Below are 21,109 nucleotides of genomic sequence, written 5' to 3' on the forward strand. Positions count from 1 at the left end.
GGGGGCCCCCCCCCCTTCCGACTTTAACTCGCACTATGTGCCGAACTGCGCACGGGTGGACAAGGCAAGCGGAACCGAAAAGTGCGAAGATGAATAGGTGAACTCTGAAGCGCTTGAAGAAAGCAACCTGACAAAGAGCACCAGCGGTGCACAGGCTATCGGATTTGAACGTCGTGCAGTCATTGACTTGTCGGCCATCCGCAACAACGTCAAGCAGATTTCTGATGTTGTAGCCCCAGCTGCAGTTATGGCCGTCGTCAAAGCAGACGCCTACGGCCATGGAGCTATCCCCGTAGCCAAAGCCGCCTTGGAGGGTGGCGCCCGCTGGATCGGGTGTGCCCATGCGACGGAAGCTCTCGCCCTGCGTGAAGCGGGCATCGATGCTCCCATGATGGCCTGGCTGCACACCGAGGACACCCCATTCGAGGCCGCCATTGATGCCGGTCTTGATCTGGGAGTCTCAGGCTGGGAACTTGAATACGTTGCCGCCGCAGCACGTGCCGTGCAGACACCGGCACGTATCCACATCAAGGTGGACACAGGACTTGGCCGCAATGGCTCCACTATGGATGCCCTGCCTGATCTGTTGAACCGCGCCAGCGACTTCCAAGAAGAAGGACTGCTGCGCGTAGTTGGCATCTTCTCCCACCTCGCGGTCGCAGATGAGCCAGAGCGGCCCGAAACGGACGAGCAGCTGGAAATCTTCAACAAGGCCATAGAACTGGTAGAAGCAGCCGGCTTCGATCTTGAAGTGCGCCATATCGCCAATACGCCGGGTATCCTTTCGCGACCTGATTCACACCACGACATGGTGCGCTTGGGGTTGGGCTTGTATGGCCTGAGCCCCTTTGAAACCGACTCGCCAGAAAGTTTCGGCCTGCGTCCAGCCATGACAGTGAAGACCCGCGTGGCTAACGTCAAGAAGGTCCATCCGGGGCAGGGCGTGTCCTACGGCCTGAATTACAAGACTGAAGCGGAGACCTACCTCGGGCTGATCCCCATGGGCTATGCAGACGGTTTGCCGCGCATCGCAACAGGTGCGCCGGTAACAGTTAACGGACGCACCTACCCGGTACGCGGACGCATCGCCATGGACCAGTGCGTCATTGATCTGGGCGCGGACATCAAGCCTGAGGACCTCCTCGGCGCCGAGGCGATTATCTTCGGTAAAGGCGGGCAGTCGGTGAACACTTGGGCCTATGCGGCGAACACCATCAACTACGAAGTGGTAACCCGCATTTCTCCGCGCGTGCCCCGCTACTACATCGAAGGCAGCTGGGGTGAAGCCGGTGAGTAACCCGGTGCGGGAATTCTCCTGCCAACTAGATGACCTCACTGTTACCGAAGCGCTGGGGGAAGCTCTTGGTACCCAGCTCAAAGCCGGAGACTTGGTGATTCTTACAGGGGCCTTGGGCGCTGGTAAGACGACTCTGACTCAGTCGCTGGGCGTGGGACTGAATGTACGCGAGGGAATCATCTCGCCTACATTCGTTTTGGCCCGCCAGCACCCGGCGCTAGGCGATGGCCCCGGACTGATCCACGTGGATGCCTACCGCTTGAAGGGCCACGACGACGTGGACACCCTGGATCTCGAATCAACGCTGGCTGATTCAGTCACCGTTGTGGAGTGGGGGCTGGGCAAGGTGGAACATCTCACGGACTCGCGTCTGGAAATCCAGCTGGACCGCGAAGCCCTGGCCGCACCGAGTGCCAACCCGTGGGAAGAATCGGAGGAAGAGCTGGACGAGCCGCGGTTGTTCAGCCTGAAGGGAATCGGCCCGCGCTGGGACGAGGACACCTTTGCCCAGTTGAAAGACACTTTACTGTCTGCAGTAACTGCGCAGCACACGGAAGAGAAGCATGCCTAACTACTTAGCTATCGACACCTCCGCCAACGCATCGGTGGCACTGGTTGACAAAGCCACCGGTTCAGTTGTCGACCAGCGGGTTTCATCCAAGGGGAATGACCAGACCGAAACCCTGTCGGCATACGTCAAGGATCTCTTGGACGCTCATGGACAGAAAGGCCAAGACCTTGCTGGCATTATCGTTGGCGTAGGGCCGGGCCCGTTCACCGGCCTGCGCGTTGGCTTGGTTGCCGCGCGTACCTTCGGCTTCGTATGGCGGGTACCCGTGCATGGTGTGATGTCCTTGCATGCGCTCGCCGAACAGGTGCTGGATGCAGGCGAGGCTCCGACACAGTTCATTGTGGCTTCCGATGCGCGCCGCAAAGAAGTGTACTGGGCTCGCTACGACCAGGATGGAGCCATGGTTGATGGCCCGCATGTTTCAGCTGCTTCAGCCCTTCCTGCATTGCCGGTCTACGGCATTGGCGCCGGAATCTATGCCGAGCAATTGGAAGAAGCCGGGGCCAAGCCCATGCCTGAGTCCTTTGAATGGATTGCAAACGCTGGCTACCTCGTCCGCCGAGGCATAAGCGATCTGGCTGCGGGCAAGGATCTGTCTGACACTTCGCCGCAGTACCTGCGCGAATCCGATGCACAGGTTCCGGCGTTCATGAAGCAGGCTAAGTGATGAACGAGGCGAACCAGGTCATCCTGCGTCCCATGGCTGCCGAGGATCTGCTGGCCGTCCACGAGCTGGAACAGCAGCTGTTTCCCGAGGATGCATGGCCACTGGCTGGTTTCGAATCCGAGCTAGCGCAGCGCGACACCCGCACCTACTGGGTCTATGAAGACTCTGGTCGAGTTGTCGGCTATGCCGGCCTGTGCGTGGTTTTGCCGATTGCCGATGTGCAGACCATCGCCATGCACCCTGATTACCAAGGTCGAGGCCTGGGACGCAAGCTATTGTCCCTGCTGATCAAGACGGCTGGTGAGAAAAATGCACTGGATGTGATGCTCGAAGTCCGCTTTGATAACCCCACTGCTATTGGCCTGTATGAATCCATCGGATTCACTACCATCCACCGCCGCAAGGGGTACTACAAAGGCGGGGTTGATGCACTAATTATGAGACTCCCGCTGGATGCACAGCAAGGACAAGAGGAAGAACGCAACGCATGAGCATCACCGAACCCGTAGTACTAGGCATTGAGTCCTCCTGCGATGAAACCGGCGTGGGCATCGTACGCGGCAACAAGCTTCTGGCTAACGCTGTCTCCAGCTCCATGGATGAGCATGTACGCTTTGGTGGCGTGATTCCCGAGATCGCTGCGCGAGCTCATTTGGAAGCCTTCGTGCCTACCCTGCAGTCCGCCTTGGATACCGCGGAGCTGACTCTTGAGGACATTGATGCCATCGCCGTGACCAGCGGTCCCGGCCTGGCCGGCGCCCTCATGGTTGGCGTATCAGCGGCCAAAGCCTTGGCCCTGGCTACCGGCAAACCGCTGTACGGGATCAACCACTTGGTTGCTCACGTAGGTGTTGGCGTTCTCGAAGGAACCGTATTGCCGCCTACTTTCGGGGCACTGCTGGTCTCAGGCGGGCATACCGAAATCTTGAAGGTCACTTCGCTGACTAACGACGTGCAGCTGTTGGGCTCCACGATTGATGATGCAGCCGGTGAAGCCTATGACAAGACTGCTCGTTTGCTGGGTCTTGGGTATCCAGGTGGTCCGGCTATCGACAAGGCGGCCAAGGATGGAGACCGAAAGGCATTCCGGTTCCCTCGCGGCTTGTCGCTGCCGAAGTTCGTGGGCAGTACCGAGAATCCTGGCAAGCACCGCAACAACTTCTCGTTCTCAGGACTGAAGACTGCTGTAGCCCGTTGCGTCGAGCACTTCGAGGCCAACGGCGGAGAGATCCCAGTTGCTGACATTGCCGCTTCATTCCAGGAAGCTGTCGTAGACGTGATTACGTCCAAGGCTGTGCGCGCAATGCAGGAACAAGGTCTGAAGACCTTGCTGCTAGGCGGGGGAGTTGCAGCTAATACCCGCTTGCGCGAACTGCTGGCGGCTCGTTGCACTTCGGCAGGAATCGAGCTTGTGGTTCCACCGTTCAGCCTCTGCACGGATAACGGTGGCATGGTTGCTGCGCTTGGTGCCCAGTTGGTCGCAGATGGCGTGGCCCCATCGGGGTTGGACTTCGCTACGGATTCTTCGCAGCCCGTCACACGGATTACCTTGCGGTAATCGCATAAGTTCCTAACGCTGGGTATGTAATCGGTTTCCCAGCAGGGCCGGAGACTTCGCGCAATCCTGATACACGCGCAATGAGAACTATGCCAATTCCGGAATCACCAGCATCCTTGCGATCTTCGGTTCCATTGGATTGCTGCGCGTCGAGTATTCAGCGCGCAGCAAGCCATGTTGACTATGGCAGCGGAAGCGGCTCGTCGAGCGGCTGCGTCTTAGTGCCCATATCGATTCCCAAATCCTTGGCAAATACCGTGCGGGTTCCGGTGTAGACCCCGTCTTTGTTCTCATCCAGCTCGAAGACGCGAGCGCCACGAAGCTCGTGGTTCTCGGTGCCGCCCAAACCATAAGTGCCGAAACCGGTACCCGGCGCGTAACCCAGCTCGATACCGTAGTAGTTGCCCTTGAAGGTGTTGATGTGGTCGTGGCCGCAGTACACGCCACGAACATCTCCACGTTCCTGCAGAGCAGTGAACATGCCGGAGTTGAATGCACCGGTGTAGATTCCCTCGTTCTTGACTCCCTCGATGGAGTGCTTCTTGACCGCCTTCTGATGATCGGCATCATTCGAGGTGAACTGGGCTCCGAACCACATGTGGTGGTGCTCCCACAGCGGGATATGGAAGAACATCAAGGACTGGACCTTGCCGTAGCGTGCTTCTGTTGCCTTAGAGGCTTCGCGATACCAAGCGATTTGCTCCGGGCGGATCCAGTCGTAGGACATGAGGCCTTTGAAGTCCTGGCCGCCAAGGGTATCTGGCGCGTAGCGATTCGAATCAAGCAGCCAGATGCCGAAGGCAGGCTTGGCGTTCTTGGATGACGCGATCAGCAGCTGCGAATTCGATTCTCCCTGGATCTTGTCATTTTTCGCGTTGGCGTTGAATTCGTAGCCCCGAATGAAATCGAGAATCCTGGCATCGGTCATATTCGTGCCGTGCGGCATCGAATCCTCGTCATGGTTGCCAAAGGTCAGAGCCCAAGGGATACCACGGGATTCCATTGGCTGGACTACATTGTTGATGGCTTGCTTGACCTCGGTGGTGGTCTTTGCCGAGCCATTGATGACATCACCGTTGATAAGCGCGAACCCAGGCTTTTCGGTATCCAAGACCTTGTCCATCAGCTCCAGCGTGCGGCGATCGGTGCGCGGCCCATCCTGCGTGTCATTGAACTGGACGATCTTGAACTTGCCGTCGGCAGCGAACTTGAGCTTCGGGGAGGCTGCCGGGGACTTCTTGGCCGGTGCTGCAGCCGCCGCAGTGCTGCTGGCAGCGAAAAGACCGGTAATCGCGGCAGCGGTGCTGCCAATCAGTACTCCACGACGGGGGACAGAAGAAGAATTGCTCACAGGAATGCCTTTCGAATTAATAGATAGCCAGCTAGTTAGCCAGTCGGCTGATAACTCCTAGAGCGTAGGGATGCCTAGTGACCGGATAGTGAACATTGGCAGTCCGTATTTGTCCCTGTGCATAAATAAAACGATCGAACTAGCGCTTCGAATATGTTCCTTTCAGAGCGTGTGTCAGGTCACAAGATTCCCCGCGGCAAACATCAAACGTCTAATGTATAAACGTGATCACCAACGCCTCTGATTCAGTGCTTCCGCCGACCGCCAATGCGCCAGGCAAATCCCCGTGGCTGGCTGGTGCGCTAGCCATCGCCGCCGTAATCCTCGTGGGCCTGAACCTGCGCATGGGCATTGCCTCGGCATCTCCGCTCTTCCATGACCTGCAGGAGATGATGGGGTACGGCACGTTCATCGCTTCGCTGCTGCCGACGATCCCAGTTTTGTGCTTTGCCGTGGCTGGCGCGGCAACGAGCTTGGTGATCCGCAGGACCGGACTGGAACTGGGCATCGCCCTGTCCTTGCTGCTGCTCACCGCTGGGCTGGCCTTGCGCATTGTCGATTCAACTTGGGCTTTGCTGGCCGGCACCGTGGTAGGCATGTGCGGCTTGGCCATCTGCAATGTGGCCATGCCCTCATTTATTCGAGAGCACCACGGGAACCGCGCCGCGTCGATGACCGCGGCCTACACGACCACCATGTCCATCGGCGCGACGCTGGCCTCCGCAATCAGCGTCCCGCTGGCGGTGAAGGCGGGTTCGCCGACGACGGCATTGGCTTTGTGGGCGATTCCCGCCGGCCTGGCTTTGCTGGTCTTTGTGCCGCTGTCCATCTCCGGGAAGCGTTCCGCTGTTCAGAAGGGCACGCATGTTTCTCCATGGCCGCTACTGGCCACGCGCAAGGGCTTGCTGTTCACCACTGTTTTCGGCATCCAGTCGCTGCTGGTCTATACCGTAGTCAGCTGGTTGCCGCATATCCTCATTTCGCGCGGGCTGGAGCCAGTTGATGCCGGCTTGATGCTGGGCATCGTGCAGGGAGTCAGCATCCCGGCAGTCATGATCATGCTCTGGATGGCTTCGAAGCCGGCCCTGCTGCGCAGTGCCTTCGTGCTGACTACCAGCTGCTCGGTACTCGGTTTTATCGCTCTGCTGCTCTTGCCGGTAGAACTGTCCTTGATCAGCTCGGTCTTAATTGGCCTGGGCTTCGGGGTGTTCCCGCTGGTGATGCTCATGCTTAGCCGCAGTGGCGGCAGCGCAGAAGAAACGACAGCAATGTCCACGGTGGCCCAATCTGTCGGCTACCTGATTGCAGCCATTGGACCCTTCGCCCTGGGGCTCATGCAGGGCGCATTGGGATCTTGGACGGTTGGCTTGGTGATCATCCTCGCCTTCGCTGTGGTGCAGCTTCTGTTCTGCTACAAGCTGGGCGGCCTGCGTACCGAAGCCGATTCGCATCCGTTGATCGAAGTGGACGGCTCGGCTGAAGCGGAGCGGCCATGAGCAAGACCCCATTGCGTCCGCCCTTGTCCGAAGAGGTTGTGGCGAAGCTGCAGAGCGCCGTAGCGCAGGGCCGCTGGAAGGTGGGGGACCGCATTCCGGCTGAACCCGAGCTGATGGCGGAAATGGGCGTCTCCCGCGGGACCTTGCGCGAAGCCATCAAGGCGCTGGCCAGCACGGGGATCTTCGAGGTCCGCCGTGGAGATGGCACCTACGTGCGCGCGACCAGCGAGATCAGCGGCACCGCCCAACGGGTGTACCGCGACCACTCCGACCAGGACGTGCTCCAGGTGCGATTCGCCCTGGATACCCAGTCGGCCCGGCTCGCTGCCAAAGCCGCCGATGCAAAAGTAGTCGAACAGCTGCGCGCTTTGCTGGGCCAGCGAAGCGAAGCATGGGGAAACCGGGATTATCCTGCGTGGGCGAAAGCCGACTGGAAATTCCATCTGGAAGTGGCGCGGGCTTCCGGTGTTCCGCTGATGCATGAGATCTATGAGAGCTTCGGGGATGTTTTCCACGGAACCAAGATGGTCCAGAGGCTTTCCGACGGATTCGATGGCTGCCTGCACGAGGGCCACGAATCACTGGTAGACGCAATCGAAGCAGGCGATCCCGAAGCAGCAGCTCGAACTGTTATCAAGAATCTTGATTACTGCATGAGCTGGATGCCTTAATTCCTGACTTCAAGGGCTCTGCCCGGACTAAACAGCCTTCATGCGCCGGACGTTTTCCTGCACCACTGCCTTGAAATCCCCGCCCGAAGCCGCAAAGGTATTGCGCTGCAACTGGTATTCCGCCCCGCGTTCGATCAAACGGATGATGCCCTGCAGTTCCTCGGCGCATCCCAGCTGCTCGGCAATCGGTGCCAGGCGCTTGACCTCTGAGCGCAGGTGGTCGGTCACCAGCATCTCGTCGCCTTGGGCGTTGAGGATGATGATGGCATCCAGCCCGTAGCGGGCGGCGCGCCACTTGTTCTCCACTCGGAACCAGGCCGGCATGACAGGGATCTTGTAGCCGGCTTCGATTGATAGCGACATGTCGTGCACCAGGCACTGGGTCAGTGCGGTAAAGGCGGCAATGTCATCCAGAGAGCTCACGCCATCGCAGATGCGCATTTCCACGGTGCCCAAACGAGGTACCGGACGCACATCCCAGCGGATCTCGGAGACATCATCAATAACCCCGGTGTGCAGCATGTCTGTAACGTGGGATTCGTATTCGGACCATGAATCGAAGTGGAAGGGGATCCCGGCAGCTGGCAGCTGCTGGAACATCAGCGAACGCTGCGAAGCGTAGCCGGTGTCTTCCCCGCCCCAGTAGGGGGAGGAGGCGCTGAGTGCTTGGAAATGCGGCTGGTAGTTGATCAAACCGTCAGTGATTGGAAGCGCTTTTTCGCGATCGTCCAAGCCCACGTGCACGTGCACGCCGTAGATCACCATCTGGCGGCCCCACCACTGGGTGCGGTCAATCAGCTTGGCATAGCGGTCCTTGTCCGTCACCGGCTGCAAGGTCGGCGCGGCAAAAGGATGGGAGCCCGCGGAATACAGGTCCACGCCGTGGTTTCCGGCGACCTCGTTGAGCATGCGCACGTTGGTGCGCAGTTCCTCAGCCGCGTCTGCCACGTTGGTATGGACACCGGTGACCACCTCCACGGTATTCATCAACAATTCCGGCTTCACTGTCGGATGCTCATCTTCGCGGTCAAGACCGGCCTCATCCTTGAGCTGGTCAAGGATACTCTCGGCAACCGAGCACAAGTCCGCACTTTCGCGATTGACCAAGGCGATTTCCCATTCGACACCGATAGTGGATTGGGAAGAGTGGGCGAACTCGATTTTCTGCACGGCGCTCCTATTGATGACGTCTCGGACGGAATGCTCCGGAGCCGAACAAAGTGGATGGAGCGTCCACCGATTCCTCGATGTTTCTCCATACTCATTGTATGTATTGCGCCGCTCCTGCCGGGACAATGCTCCGGTGGGACCTGCGTCACCCCAGACTAGTGCGGGATGACCTCGAAAGCTACGCGTTTGTCGCCGAGGCGAGCCAGGATCAGCGTTGCCTTGTTCTTGGCGCTCTTGGGGGAGCCTGCCAGCAAAATGCGGCGCAATTCTTCGGGCGTGACGTCGACTCCGCGCTTCTTGATATCCAATGTGCCGATGCCGTTGGATTTCACCCAGCTGCGCAGCTTCTTCACGTTGTAGTCATGCACTGCCATGACTTTGTATCCGCGGGCAAACGGCGTGGAAATCTGCTGGTTATGGGTGAAGTAGGCGATGTGCTCATCGAGCAGGTGGCCGCCAGTGCGCTCCAGCAAGGTCGAGATCAGGTGGGAACGGATCACTGCGCCATCGGGTTCGTAGATGTGCGCTTCCAATTCGCCTACCGGGGCTGGCTGATCATTTGCCGCGGCAACTGCACTGGCCAACTCGTGGGCGCCGTCCTTGTCGATGACCAGCGCGGCACGGGCGATGTCCTTGCGCTTGAGCTTGCCGAACCAGAGGCAGGCCTCGATGACCGAGCCGTGGTCCGAAATCCAGACAGCCTCGGCGTTCGCCGGAATCGCTTCATGGGGCAGGCCCGGACCGAGTTTCACTCCGACGTCCAGCCCGGAGTCCACCAGCTTCTCCACGAAAGACAGGGGCGGGGAAAACGCCTCGGGGTCGAAGAGTCGGCGGGTGCTTCCCTTCACGTCGGTACGCCGGGCTGGATCCAGCCAGACGCCGTCAATCCCGGTCAGATCGGTGTCCTCGGCGCTGCCGTGGATCACGGTGGCATTGTCGAAGGGCATCAGGTTCAAGGTTGTGGCTGCCGCGGTGGTTTCATCCATCTCTACCGCGGTGACCTGCAGGCCAGCGCTGGCCAGCGCAATGGAGTCGGTGCCGATGCCACATCCGAGGTCTGCGACGTGGGTGGAACCGGCATTGGTGTAGCGGCGGGCATGCAGCCCGGCGATGGTCAGGCGCGTGGCCTGCTCCAGTCCGGCCGGGGTCAAGATCAACGAGTCTGCAAAGGGGCCGAATTTCACCCTCGCCCGGAAACGCAGCTCGGCCTGCGCCATGACGGCGCGAACCACCTGGGCGTCGTGGCCTTCCTTCCGCAGCTTCTCATTCAGCGACCAAGCAGCATCCTTGGTGGCCACCATGGACGGGTCGATGGTGGAAAGCAGCTTCCAGCCGTCTTCCGAAAGCAGGGCGGCGAATTGTTCATTGAGCGTGGAGTCATTTGAAGCCTGGGCCATGATCCAAGACTATCGTTGATGCGTCTTGGAACAGACTGGCCCTCTCGGTGTGCCCAGCCCGCAGGGCCAGTGATCTATGTGACAAAAACGCGTCACATTCAGAATTCACAGAATCGCCAAGCGGGCTTCGCCAAGCTCCGGGATCCGGCCGCCCAGCAGTTGCGCCAAGAGCAGTTCGAAGCCGGGAGATGTGAAGCCCTGAAACGAAAAGACTAAGTATCGCTATCTCATGGGCAATGATTTCGTTAGAGAGAGTAATGCTTGTTGCTAATTGGATCATCTGGCTAACGAGTAGCCCTATCGCTGTTTTACAGTTCTCCGCCACTAGGAAGCAGTTCGCTGGACCAAGTCGCCCCGCTTGCTGCAAGCGGCTGCATGTCCTCCGCAAGACCTGAAGTGATCCACGTCGCATCCCCCTGTGGAACTGGTGTTGTATGGCACCTGTGATGAAACCTATGCAGCGAACGACAGTGACGTCGACAACCGGTCCAAAGGCCGTGGATCCCGCACCCCTGGTGCAGAACCAGCTCAAGCGCGGCATGAGCAGCCGCCACCTGCAGATGATCGCCATTGGCGGTTCCATCGGCACCGGGCTGTTCGTGGCCTCCGGCGGCACTATTGCCCAGGCGGGTCCCGGCGGCGCGCTGCTGGCCTACGCCGCGGTGGGTCTCATGGTGTACCTGCTCATGCAGTCCCTGGGCGAGATGACCGCGAAGATCCCGGTGGCCGGATCCTTCCAGACCTTCGCTACCCGCTTCGTTTCCCCCTCCTTCGGCTTCGCCATCGGCTGGAACTACTGGTTCAACTGGGCCATCACCGTTGCAGCGGAACTGGTGGCCGCTGGCATCGTGATGAGCTTCTGGTTGCCTGATGTCCCCGGTTGGGTCTGGGCCGGCTCTTTCCTGGTGGCCTTGACCGCCTTGAATGCTTTGTCCGCCAAGGCCTTCGGCGAAGGCGAGTTCTGGCTGGCCATGATCAAGGTGGTCACCGTCATCGCCTTCCTGGCCGCCGGCGTGCTGATGATCTTCGGGGTGCTCGGCGCGCACACCGATCCGCTGGCCAACTGGCGCGAAGGCAAGGATGTCTTCCATGGCGGCTGGCTGTCCATCGTCTCGGTCTTCATGATTGCCGGATTCTCCTTCCAGGGCACCGAGCTGGTGGGTGGCGCCGCAGGCGAAGCCAAGGATCCGCGCCGCGAAGTGCCCAAGGCCATCCGCCGGGTGTTCTGGCGCATCATGCTCTTCTACATCGGTGCCATCTTCATCATCGGCTGCCTGATTCCGTTCACCGACCCGAGCCTGCTGGCCAGCGGCGAAGCCGACGTGGCTTCCTCGCCCTTCACCCTGGTCTTCGAGCGGGCCGGCATCGCTTTTGCCGCTGCTGCCATGAACGCGGTCATTCTCACCGCCATCCTCTCGGCTGGCAACTCGGGGCTCTACGCCTCAACCCGCATGCTCTACTCCATGGCCCACGATGGCAAGGCTCCGAAGATCTTCGGGCGCACCAACTCCCGCGGCGTGCCGATCATGGCTCTGCTGGCCACCGCTGCGGTAGGCCTCTTCGGGTTCCTCACCGCCCTGGTGGGCCAGGGTGCGGCCTATACCTGGCTGCTGAATGTCTCGGGGCTGTGCGGGTTCATCGTCTGGGTGGGTATTGCCGTATCCCACTACCGCTTCCGCCGCGGTTATCTCGCCCAGGGCTACAGCGTGAAGGACCTGCCCTACTTGGCCCCGCTCTTCCCGCTAGGACCCATCGTGGCCTTCCTGATGCTGATTGCCGTGATCGTCGGTCAGAACTACCAAGCGGTGCTGGCCGGCCACGGGCTGGAAGTGCTCTCGGCCTATATCGGGCTGCCGCTGTTCCTCGGACTGTGGCTGGTGCACCGCATGGTGACCAAGTCCAAGATGGTCAAGCTCACCGAGATGGATCTGGACGCTCCGGAGGATATCGAAGAGTCCGCGGCTGTGCGCTCTGCGCGAACCGGTGTGAAGAAGTAGGGCAATGATTAGCACTCGCCTTGACCGAGTGCTAAAGCTCGTCCTAAAGTCATGTGTGGGTGTCACGATGGAAGTCGCATCTGCAGCTTGCAGCGTTACACACCGCCTGACTGGATACCACCAACTGGCACCGCGACGACGGTTGGTCCAATGCCATAGGGCGCACCCCTACAACCATTGGTTCATACACGAAAAGGAGAGACCATGTCTGTCTCCATCAAGCCGCTCGAAGACCGCATTGTCATCAAGCAGGTCGAAGCCGTAACCACCACCGCTTCGGGCCTGGTCATCCCAGACTCCGCTAAGGAAAAGCCACAGGAAGGCGCCGTAGTCGCCGTAGGCCCAGGCCGCATCGATGACAACGGCAACCGCATTCCCCTGGACGTTGCAGAAGGCGACGTAGTCCTGTACTCGAAGTACGGCGGAACCGAGGTCAAGGTCGGCAACGAAGAGTACCTGGTGCTCTCGGCTCGCGACGTACTGGCAGTCGTCGTAAAGTAACGCCAACCTCTCTAAAGTTTCAGGAGAAAATGCATGGCTAAGCAGCTAGCATTCAACGAGGAAGCGCGACGCGCCCTCGAAGCGGGCATTGATAAGCTCGCAAACACGGTGAAGGTCACCCTCGGCCCACTCGGCCGCAATGTGGTGCTTGCCAAGACCTGGGGCGCCCCGACCATCACCAATGACGGTGTCACCATTGCGCGTGAGATCGATCTGGAAGATCCATACGAGAACCTTGGCGCGCAGCTGGCCAAGGAAGTAGCCACCAAGACCAATGACGTAGCAGGCGACGGCACCACCACCGCCACCGTGCTCGCTCAGGCCCTGGTCAAGGAAGGCCTGAAGAACGTCGCCGCAGGCGCCGCTCCGGGCGATGTCCGCAAGGGCATTGAACTGGCTGTGGAGATCGTCTCGGACGCATTGGCCGCTAACGCCGTTGCCGTAGAGGACAAGGTTGCTAACGTAGCCGCGATCTCCGCGCAGTCGGATGAAATCGGCGAATTGCTGGCCAAGGCCTTCAAGACCGTGGGCACCGATGGCGTGATCACCATCGAGGAGTCCTCGACTACCGCTACCGAGCTGGTCCTGACCGAAGGCATGCAGTTCGACAAGGGCTACCTCTCGCCACAGTTCATCACCGACCAGGAGCGCCAGGAAGTTGTCCTGGAAGACGCACTGATCCTGATCAACCCAGCCAAGATCTCCACCGTGGCAGAATTCCTGCCACTGCTGGAAAAGGTCCTGGAAGCGAAGAAGCCGCTGCTGATCATCGCCGAGGATGTCGAGGGCGAAGCCCTTTCCACCCTGGTGGTCAACAAGCTGCGCGGCCTGCTGAACGTGGTAGCCGTCAAGGCTCCAGGCTTCGGCGACCGCCGCAAGGCAATGATGCAGGATCTGGCTATCCTCACCGGTGCCCAGGTTGTCTCCCCGGAACTGGGCCTGTCCCTGGACCAGGTTGGCACCGAGGTACTCGGCTCGGCACGCCGCGTGACCATCACCAAGGATTCCACCACCATCGTTGATGGCGCTGGCACCGAGGAAGATGTCGCAGAGCGCGTAGCCCAGCTGAAGGCTGAGCTGAACCGCACCGATTCGGAGTGGGACCGCGAGAAGCTGTCCGAGCGCCTGGCCAAGCTGTCCGGCGGCATCGGCGTGATCAAGGTGGGCGCTTCCACCGAGGTCGAGCTGAAGGAACGCAAGCACCGCATCGAGGATGCTGTGTCCTCCACCCGTGCTGCCCTGGAAGAGGGCATCGTTGCCGGCGGCGGTACCGCCCTGGTTGACGCACTGGCTTCGCTGGATACCGATGCCCGCATCGCAGCCACCGAAGGCGACGTAGCAGCAGGCGTTGCGATTGTCCGCCGCGCGCTGGTGCAGCCGCTCTTCTGGATCGCTACCAACGCCGGCTTCGACGGTGCGGTAGTTGCTTCCAAGGTGGCGGAGTCCCCAGCCAACGAAGGCTTCAACGCCAAGACCGGTGTCTACGAGAACCTGCTGCACGCAGGCGTCATCGACCCAGTCAAGGTAACCCGCTCGGCACTGCGCAACGCAGCATCGATCGCGGCCTTGGTTCTGACCACCGAGACCTTGGTGGCAGAGAAGGCTGAAGAAGCTGAAGAGGCGCACGGCCACTAGGGTTTAGCCCGTCACCGAAGCATTGCTTCGTGAGCGAAAGCCGCCGTTGGATCCAGGATTTATCTCCTAGATCCAGCGGCGGCTTTTTGTTCTCAGAAAACGATCCACCCGGGGTGACCCAGCTCATTGACACGATAAATGAGTGCGCTCATAATTGAACTCAGTCAAAGATTGATGCCCATTTCATATCCGTACAGGAGATCTTCCATGCACGCGTTCGTTCTCGAAAACTACAAGGGTGCCCTGGTGCAGGCCGAGGTCGCTGAACCTGAGTTGGGGGAGCGGGAGGTACTCATCGAGATTGCGGCCGCTGGCGTCAACCAGCTTGACGAGAAGATCCGCGCAGGCGAATTCAAGGCAATCCTGCCATACAAGATGCCGCTGGTTCTCGGCCACGACGTCGCCGGGACCGTGATCGGGCTCGGCTCAGGAGTCCGCGGCTTTACGGTAGGGGACCAGATTTTTGCCCGCCCTCGAGATCATCGGATCGGAGCTTTCGCCCAGCGCATGGCCGTGAATGAAATGGATATTGCGAAGGCACCTGTCTCCATCGACCTGGTGCAAGCGGCCTCGCTGCCCCTGGTTGCACTGACTGCGTGGCAGGCACTAGTTGAGCGGGGAAATCTGCAGCCGGGGCAGCGAGTACTCATCCACGCTGGCGCTGGCGGCGTCGGAACCATCGCCATCCAGCTGGCCAAGCACCTGGGCGCTTACGTCGCGACAACAGCGTCGGCGACGAACGCCGAATTCTTGCAGGATCTCGGAGCCGATGAAGTCATCGACTACAAGACCGAGGATTTCCAGGTAAGTATCTCGGGCTATGACCTGGTGCTTGACAGCCTGGGCGGCGAAACGCTTGCCAAGTCGCTGGGAGTTCTGCGCCCTGGAGGGAAGGTCATCGGCATCTCGGGTCCGCCGACTCCGGCATTCGCCAAGGAAGCAGGGCTGAATCCGGTGATGGGCTTGGCGGTCCGCGCGCTAAGCCGGTCAGTTCTCAAGAAGGCCAAGAAGCTGGGTGTCGGGTACGAGTTCCTCTTCATGAAGCCCAGCGGCCAGCAGCTGCGAGGCATTGCCGAACTGGTGGACTCCGGGGTCCTGACGCCCGTGGTGGGCCAGGTCTTCGGTTTTGCGCAAACTGCAGAGGCCCTTGAATCGATGGAGGCTGGTGGCCGGCGCGGCAAGACCGTCATCACCATGCAGCAGAAGTAAAGCGAGCGCGTTCGCCTGGGCGGTGGGCGCGCTTTGCTCGTCAGTGGGGGAGGATTGCAGCAATCTGAGCGCGGATGCCCCGGGCGACTTCAGCTGTGGCCAGTGCCGGGTCCGCAGCAGTAGCCATCGCCAGGAACTGGATGGAAGTGATGGCCCGCGCAATCGTGGCTGCCTCCGGCGCCTCCAGATTCCTATGCGTGCCCAGGAGCTCGGCAATCGCCTGTTCGGTCAACGCCGCTATGCGCAGGGCTTCGGCATGATGCGGTTCCGCCGAATCGCCAAAAACCATTTCGCGCAGATAAAAGCGCCCGTTGTCGACATGCTTCCGATTGCAGTCGATGATCGGTACCAAAAGGGCCATGGTTGCCTCCAGCGCGGTCTTTGCTGATTTAGAGGCCTCGATGCCTTGCTCCAAGGAGCGTTCGTAGCGGTGGTTCTGCACCATGAGCAGCAGCTCGGATTTGGACTTGGCGTAGAGGAAAAGGGTTCCGGTTCCGATATCCGCCGCGTCGGCGATCTGCTGCGTGGTGACCTCATCGACACCGTGTGCCGCGAAGAGTTCGCTGGCCGCGGAGATGATCCGTTCAAGCTTCGCCTGCTTGTTGCGTTCGCGTCGTCCTGGCATAGGAGTTGAAGACGTCACCCGGGAGCCCCTCGGCTAGAACTGATCAGAGTTATTCATGAGTCTAATCAAGAAAGCTGTTGTTTCAGAATGCGCGGATTGACTTCGCTCACCTGGCCAAGCAACAATTTGCCGCCGTGCCGACGATGGCTGGGCGGCAAACCGCCGTGGAACTTTGCGCCAGTTCTCGAATTTCGACAGCTAATCCTGAGCAGGTCAGGCCAATACGGTCAATCTATATACGCTGCTTTACAGCGGCAGCAGCGTCAACTCGCACGGTGTGGCCATGGCGAATTGATAAGATGGTTGGTTGTCTGACGTGAATCAAGTAGAAAACGCCGAGGACAATTACCTGTCCCCGAAGAAAGCGCAGCCAGTGAGCCATACCTTGGATCAGTCTCGGACAAGCACCCAGCGTGCCGGTTTCCGAGTTGATTTGCAGGGACTTCGCGCCCTCGCAGTCCTGCTGGTGATGTGCTATCACATCTGGTTCTCCCGGGTCTCCGGCGGTGTGGACATCTTCTTGATGCTCTCCGCCTTCTTCCTCACTTCTTCCACCGCACGGCGCAGCGCCCGCGGGCAGCGCCCGCCTCTGCTCGACGGCTGGCTGCATCGATTCTCGCGCCTGATACCGCAAGCGGCGGTAGTCATCATTGGCGTGGTCATCGCGGCATGGATCATCCTGCCTAGTACGCGCTGGCTGGAGCTGATCGACCAGTCCAATGCCGCGCTGTTCTACTGGCAGAACTGGTACCTCTCGGATCACCAGGTGGACTACTACGCCTTCAACACAGCCGCCGCCTCGCCGCTGCAGCACTTCTGGTCCCTGTCTGTCCAGGGACAGATCTTCATCATCTGGCCGCTGGTTCTTGCCGGCAGCGCACTGTTCTGGAAGAAGTTCTTCTCCCGGCACAGCTTCGCCGCCGTAGCAGGCGGCGCCTTCGGAGCCATCTTCCTCGGCTCGCTCGCGTATTCCATTCACATCACCGCCACCAACCAGCAGGTGGCCTACTTCCACACGGGCGCGCGCCTATGGGAATTCGCCCTCGGTTCGCTGCTCGCCTTGGCATTGCCGTGGCTCTCCAGCCTGCCCGAGAAGATCCGCCGCATCGGAGGCTGGGCCGGCCTGGCCACCGTCATAGGCAGTGGCGCCGTACTGGATGTGCAGGGGCAGTTCCCGGGCTTCATGGCTTTGGTGCCCACGGTCGCCGCCGCCTTGGTGATCTCGGCTCCGGCACCGCGCAGCTGGGCCAACCCGTCGGGCCTGCTTTCCTTGCCCCCGCTGGTAAAGCTGGGCGACCTGTCCTACGGCATGTACCTGTGGCACTGGCCGTTGCTGGTCTTCTACCTTGAGGTCTCCGGGAACGAGAAGGCCTCCTTCGCTGCCGGCAGTGTCTTGATTCTTGCCTCGATCCTCGCTTCATGGGCCACCACCAAGTTCGTCGAGAAACCGGCCATCGCCTGGCAAGCCAGTGCCAGCTTCTCGCGCCTGATTCCGCAAACCGGGTTCAAGCTCATTGCCCAGTTTGCCGTGGTCGCTGTGGGGCTTGGCGTAGCCAGCCTTCCGGTGATGGCCTGGGAGAACAACGTCGAGCACCGCAGGGCCATGGCCGCGGCGCAGACCGCCACCGACAACCCCGGGGCCAACGCCGAAGATGACTGGGATCCGTCACCTGCGGCTTTGACCCTGCCGCTGGCGACCGAACTGGATAGCGAATGGCAGACTCCCGGCGACGTCTGCGAAGGGGCGAACGCTCCAGATGACGAGCGCATCCACTTCTGCGAGCAGGGCGGCACTTTCGACGGGGGAGCGCCGGACCTGGTACTGCTGGGCGATTCGCACATGCAGCACTGGTCCGCGGCGGCTTCGGCAATGATCGAGGAAGCTGGCGGCAGCTGGATCCTGGTGTACGAACCGGGTTGCCGCTACGGCTCCGATGCGGACCGCGTGGAAGAAGCCTGCTCCGGCTTCCAGGACGCGGCGCAGGAATATGTAGCGGACCTGGCTCCGCAGATGGTGCTGACCACGGCCAGCAAGACCGTAGCGGACCCTGATGACATGCTTCGCAGCCCGGGGGAGCAGGAGATCCTGGTGGACAACTACGCCGAGATGATCCAGCCGCTGCTCGATGCCGGAAGCCGGGTCATCGCGATGCGCGATACCCCGCGCTATACCTACTCCATTCCGGAATGCGTGGATTCGAACAAGGGACTTCCTGCCAACTGCGATGGTTCGGCCGGCTACGCATTGAACAGCGTGAATCCAGTGGAGCAATTCCTGGATTCCAATGATTATGGCGACCAGGTTGTTTCCCTGGACATGACGGGGTTGCTCTGCCCCGAGGGGGTCTGCAAAGCTGTCATTGGCAACGTCTTGACGTACCTGGATGATTCGCACCTGTCCAAGACCTTCGTGCTCAGTGCCAAGCGCCAGTTCGCTTCTTCTTTCAAGGAAGCAACAAACTGGGAATAAGTCACCCCTGATGCGGGATGGGGCATGAGGTTGAACACAGTGCGCCACGAAGGAATAACCGGAACGCCAAAAGAGCTCTACCATTTAATCAACCTCCGCTGTCGCCCCGAAAGGTTCCCCCGTGACTGAGTTCAACCCCTTTGCCTTTGAAGGACTCACCTACGACGACGTTCTGCTGTTGCCTGGCCCGACGGATGTGATTCCTTCGGAGGCGGACACCACCACCCGCTTCACCAAGCGCATCAACATCCAGGTGCCCATCAGCTCCGCTGCAATGGACACGGTGACCGAAGCACCCATGGCAATCGCGCTGGCACGCCAGGGCGGTATCGGCGTGATCCACCGCAACCTTTCCATTGAGTCCCAGGCCAAGCAGGTTGACCAGGTTAAGCGCAGCGAGTCGGGCATGATCACCGACCCAGTCACTGTGCACCCGGGTGCCACCTTGGCTGAATGGGATGAGCTGTGCGCTCAGTACCGCGTCTCCGGTCTGCCAGTGGTAGATGAGAACCGCAAGCTGTTGGGCATCATCACCAACCGCGACACCCGCTTTGTTCCTCGCGAACGCTACATGACCACCAAGGTCTACGAAGTGATGACCGGCATGCCGCTGGTGACCGCTCATGACGGTGTAGCTCCAGAGAAGGTAATCGAGCTCCTGTCCAAGAACCGCATCGAGAAGCTTCCACTCATCGATAACGACGGCAAGCTCACCGGCTTGATCACCGTCAAGGACTTCGACAAGGCCGAGCAGTACCCGCTGGCGACCAAGGACGACGAAGGCCGTCTGCGTGTTGCAGCTGCTGTTGGATTCTTCGGCGAAGGCTACGAGCGTGCAATGACCCTGATCGACGCCGGAGTTGACGCACTGGTTGTCGACACCGCCAATGGCCACTCGCAGGGCGTGCTGGAGATGATTGCACGCCTGAAGAAGGATCCAGCGGCTGCGCACGTGGATATCATCGGCGGCCAGGCAGCCACCTATGACGGTGCCAAGGCACTGATCGATGCTGGCGCTGACGCCATCAAGGTCGGCGTTGGCCCGGGCTCCATCTGCACCACCCGCATCGTTGCCGGCGTGGGCGTTCCCCAAGTTACCGCTATCTACGAAGCAGCCAAGGCAGCTATTCCAGCTGGCGTTCCATTGATCGCTGACGGCGGCCTGCAGCACTCGGGCGATATCGGCAAGGCCCTGGGGGCCGGCGCCGACTCGGTCATGCTCGGCTCCCTGCTGGCAGGTACCGCTGAGTCCCCAGGCGATCTGGTCTTCATGGGCGGCAAGCAGTTCAAGGCCTACCGCGGCATGGGCTCGCTGGGCGCAATGGAAACCCGTGGCAAGAACACCTCGTACTCCAAGGACCGCTACTTCCAGGCTGACGCGCCATCGAACGAGAAGCTGATCCCTGAAGGCATCGAAGGCCAGGTTCCTTACCGCGGCCCGCTGTCGGCTGTCACCCACCAGCTCGTGGGCGGCCTGCGCCAGACCATGTTCTACGTTGGCGGACGCACCGTTCCCGAGCTGAAGGCACGCGGCAAGTTCGTCCGCATTACCGCAGCAGGCCTGAAGGAATCGCACCCGCACGACATCATGATGACCGTTGAGGCACCGAACTACCGTTCGCGCTAAGGCTCATCTGATGCGGAAAACCCCATCACCACTGGCGCATTGCCAGAGGCGATGGGGTTTTTCCGCATCTCTGCTAGCTGATTCAGGAGGCCAGCCAGCCACCATCGACGTTGAGCATCTGTCCAGTGATGTACCGGGATGCTTCGGAAAGCAAGAAAACCGCCGGTCCGGCAAAGTCATCAGTGTGCCCCAGCCTGTTCATCGGAATCCGAGAGAGGATTCGTTCCCTGTCTGCCGAATTGGCCAGGAGATCTGAAGTGAGCTGCGTCTGGACGTATCCGGGAGCAATGCCGTTAACGCGGATGCCTCGTTGCGACCATTCCCGGGACAGCGCGCGGACAGCTCCGAGTACGGCTGACTTGGACATGACGTATGGAGCCACATTGGTCAGCCCAATGGTGCTTGCCAACGAGCAGAGGAAGATGTGGCTTCCGATCGCGCTGCCGCGGGAGATCTCCCGCCGCGCGATCTCGGTGCTGAGGAACAGAGGGGCTTCGGCATTGACCTTCTGTACCCATCGCCATTCCTCAGGATCCAAATCGATGGCCTGCTTGCGCAGCTGCACGCCCGCAGCATGGATCACGGAATCAACCGGACCGTTGCCTTCGGCAAGGTCTACAAGTTCATGGGCTTTGCCGGTTTGCGCTACATCCCAGGTATAGGTGTGCAGGCGTTGCCCATCGAGTCCGGCAAGCTGCCGTGTTTGCTCCAGCTGGGACTCCGTGCGGGACACTGCGCTGACCCGTGCGCCGGCTTTGACGGCTGCCAGTGCCATAGCCTGCCCGATGCCGCGGCCAGCTCCGGTCACCAAAACGTGACGGTTGGCCAGTGAAAACTGTTCAAGACTCATGGGAATTCCTTGTTTGC

Annotated in this window: 18 protein-coding genes; 13 read left to right on the plus strand and 5 right to left on the minus strand. The window is 60.3% G+C overall.

Translation table 11 applies throughout. The features are described from left to right. Nucleotides 1-97: 97 nt before the first annotated feature. Genes alr through tsaD form a run of 5 tightly spaced genes read left to right on the plus strand, consistent with a single transcriptional unit; the run spans nucleotide 98 to nucleotide 4,093 of the window. Nucleotides 98-1,297: an alanine racemase gene (gene alr, locus ACNPM8_RS06635; RefSeq protein ID WP_448939479.1), complete on the plus strand. Its 1,200-nt coding sequence runs from the start codon at nucleotides 98-100 to the stop codon at nucleotides 1,295-1,297. Beyond that, nucleotides 1,290-1,868: a tRNA (adenosine(37)-N6)-threonylcarbamoyltransferase complex ATPase subunit type 1 TsaE gene (tsaE, locus tag ACNPM8_RS06640; RefSeq protein WP_133833637.1), complete on the plus strand. Its 579-nt coding sequence runs from the start codon at nucleotides 1,290-1,292 to the stop codon at nucleotides 1,866-1,868. Before alr ends, tsaE begins: the two co-directional genes overlap by 8 nt. Beyond that, nucleotides 1,861-2,535 carry a tRNA (adenosine(37)-N6)-threonylcarbamoyltransferase complex dimerization subunit type 1 TsaB gene (gene tsaB, locus ACNPM8_RS06645; RefSeq protein WP_448939480.1) on the plus strand — a complete coding sequence of 225 codons (675 nt, stop codon included), beginning with the start codon at nucleotides 1,861-1,863 and terminating at the stop codon, nucleotides 2,533-2,535. Before tsaE ends, tsaB begins: the two co-directional genes overlap by 8 nt. Further along, complete coding sequence (gene rimI, locus ACNPM8_RS06650; RefSeq protein ID WP_400342076.1) at nucleotides 2,535-3,026, plus strand: ribosomal protein S18-alanine N-acetyltransferase; 492 nt, start codon at nucleotides 2,535-2,537, stop codon at nucleotides 3,024-3,026. The genes tsaB and rimI overlap by 1 nt, the downstream gene beginning before the upstream one ends. After that, nucleotides 3,023-4,093: a tRNA (adenosine(37)-N6)-threonylcarbamoyltransferase complex transferase subunit TsaD gene (gene tsaD, locus ACNPM8_RS06655; protein ID WP_448939481.1), complete on the plus strand. Its 1,071-nt coding sequence runs from the start codon at nucleotides 3,023-3,025 to the stop codon at nucleotides 4,091-4,093. Before rimI ends, tsaD begins: the two co-directional genes overlap by 4 nt. Nucleotides 4,094-4,274: 181 nt before the next feature. On the opposite strand, the gene ACNPM8_RS06660 is transcribed toward tsaD, so the two are convergent. Then, on the minus strand, nucleotides 4,275-5,444 hold the full coding sequence (locus tag ACNPM8_RS06660) for a metallophosphoesterase family protein (protein ID WP_448939482.1): 1,170 nt from the start codon (nucleotides 5,442-5,444) through the stop codon (nucleotides 4,275-4,277). 224 nt (nucleotides 5,445-5,668) lie between these two features. Between ACNPM8_RS06660 and ACNPM8_RS06665 the strand changes: the two genes are divergently transcribed. Then, nucleotides 5,669-6,940, plus strand: a complete 1,272-nt coding sequence (locus ACNPM8_RS06665; RefSeq protein ID WP_400342080.1) for an MFS transporter — start codon at nucleotides 5,669-5,671, stop codon at nucleotides 6,938-6,940. Next, nucleotides 6,937-7,611 (plus strand): FadR/GntR family transcriptional regulator, encoded by a 675-nt coding sequence (locus tag ACNPM8_RS06670; protein WP_400288479.1) that lies wholly within the window; start codon nucleotides 6,937-6,939, stop codon nucleotides 7,609-7,611. The genes ACNPM8_RS06665 and ACNPM8_RS06670 overlap by 4 nt, the downstream gene beginning before the upstream one ends. A gap of 27 nt (nucleotides 7,612-7,638) precedes the next feature. On the opposite strand, the gene ACNPM8_RS06675 is transcribed toward ACNPM8_RS06670, so the two are convergent. Together ACNPM8_RS06675 and ACNPM8_RS06680 are read right to left on the minus strand one after the other, a co-directional pair. Beyond that, nucleotides 7,639-8,781: a glutamate--cysteine ligase gene (locus ACNPM8_RS06675; protein ID WP_332731262.1), complete on the minus strand. Its 1,143-nt coding sequence runs from the start codon at nucleotides 8,779-8,781 to the stop codon at nucleotides 7,639-7,641. A 155-nt stretch (nucleotides 8,782-8,936) separates the two neighbouring features. Next, nucleotides 8,937-10,178: a THUMP-like domain-containing protein gene (locus tag ACNPM8_RS06680; RefSeq protein WP_448939483.1), complete on the minus strand. Its 1,242-nt coding sequence runs from the start codon at nucleotides 10,176-10,178 to the stop codon at nucleotides 8,937-8,939. A 455-nt stretch (nucleotides 10,179-10,633) separates the two neighbouring features. Here ACNPM8_RS06680 and ACNPM8_RS06685 point away from each other — a divergent pair, with 455 nt between their 5' ends. From ACNPM8_RS06685 to ACNPM8_RS06700, 4 genes are all read left to right on the plus strand, one after another. Beyond that, nucleotides 10,634-12,175 (plus strand): amino acid permease, encoded by a 1,542-nt coding sequence (locus ACNPM8_RS06685; RefSeq protein WP_448939484.1) that lies wholly within the window; start codon nucleotides 10,634-10,636, stop codon nucleotides 12,173-12,175. Nucleotides 12,176-12,379: 204 nt separating this feature from the next. Further along, the gene (gene groES, locus ACNPM8_RS06690; RefSeq protein ID WP_133833647.1) at nucleotides 12,380-12,676 is read left to right on the plus strand and encodes a co-chaperone GroES; all 297 of its coding nucleotides are present in this window, start codon (nucleotides 12,380-12,382) and stop codon (nucleotides 12,674-12,676) included. 33 nt (nucleotides 12,677-12,709) lie between these two features. Next, nucleotides 12,710-14,311, plus strand: coding sequence for a chaperonin GroEL (gene groL / locus ACNPM8_RS06695; RefSeq protein ID WP_105657612.1), 1,602 nt, complete (start codon nucleotides 12,710-12,712; stop codon nucleotides 14,309-14,311). 207 nt (nucleotides 14,312-14,518) lie between these two features. Further along, nucleotides 14,519-15,520 carry an NADP-dependent oxidoreductase gene (locus tag ACNPM8_RS06700; RefSeq protein ID WP_133833648.1) on the plus strand — a complete coding sequence of 334 codons (1,002 nt, stop codon included), beginning with the start codon at nucleotides 14,519-14,521 and terminating at the stop codon, nucleotides 15,518-15,520. Nucleotides 15,521-15,560: 40 nt separating this feature from the next. On the opposite strand, the gene ACNPM8_RS06705 is transcribed toward ACNPM8_RS06700, so the two are convergent. Next, complete coding sequence (locus ACNPM8_RS06705; protein ID WP_286134197.1) at nucleotides 15,561-16,163, minus strand: TetR/AcrR family transcriptional regulator; 603 nt, start codon at nucleotides 16,161-16,163, stop codon at nucleotides 15,561-15,563. 298 nt (nucleotides 16,164-16,461) lie between these two features. Between ACNPM8_RS06705 and ACNPM8_RS06710 the strand changes: the two genes are divergently transcribed. Both ACNPM8_RS06710 and guaB read left to right on the plus strand, forming a co-directional pair. Then, nucleotides 16,462-18,615, plus strand: coding sequence for an acyltransferase family protein (locus tag ACNPM8_RS06710; protein WP_448939485.1), 2,154 nt, complete (start codon nucleotides 16,462-16,464; stop codon nucleotides 18,613-18,615). 121 nt (nucleotides 18,616-18,736) lie between these two features. Then, the gene (gene guaB, locus ACNPM8_RS06715) at nucleotides 18,737-20,242 is read left to right on the plus strand and encodes an IMP dehydrogenase (protein ID WP_448939486.1); all 1,506 of its coding nucleotides are present in this window, start codon (nucleotides 18,737-18,739) and stop codon (nucleotides 20,240-20,242) included. A gap of 82 nt (nucleotides 20,243-20,324) precedes the next feature. On the opposite strand, the gene ACNPM8_RS06720 is transcribed toward guaB, so the two are convergent. Then, complete coding sequence (locus tag ACNPM8_RS06720) at nucleotides 20,325-21,092, minus strand: SDR family NAD(P)-dependent oxidoreductase (protein WP_448939487.1); 768 nt, start codon at nucleotides 21,090-21,092, stop codon at nucleotides 20,325-20,327. Nucleotides 21,093-21,109 lie beyond the last annotated feature (17 nt).

It is taken from the genome of Glutamicibacter sp. AGC46 (assembly GCF_053543715.1).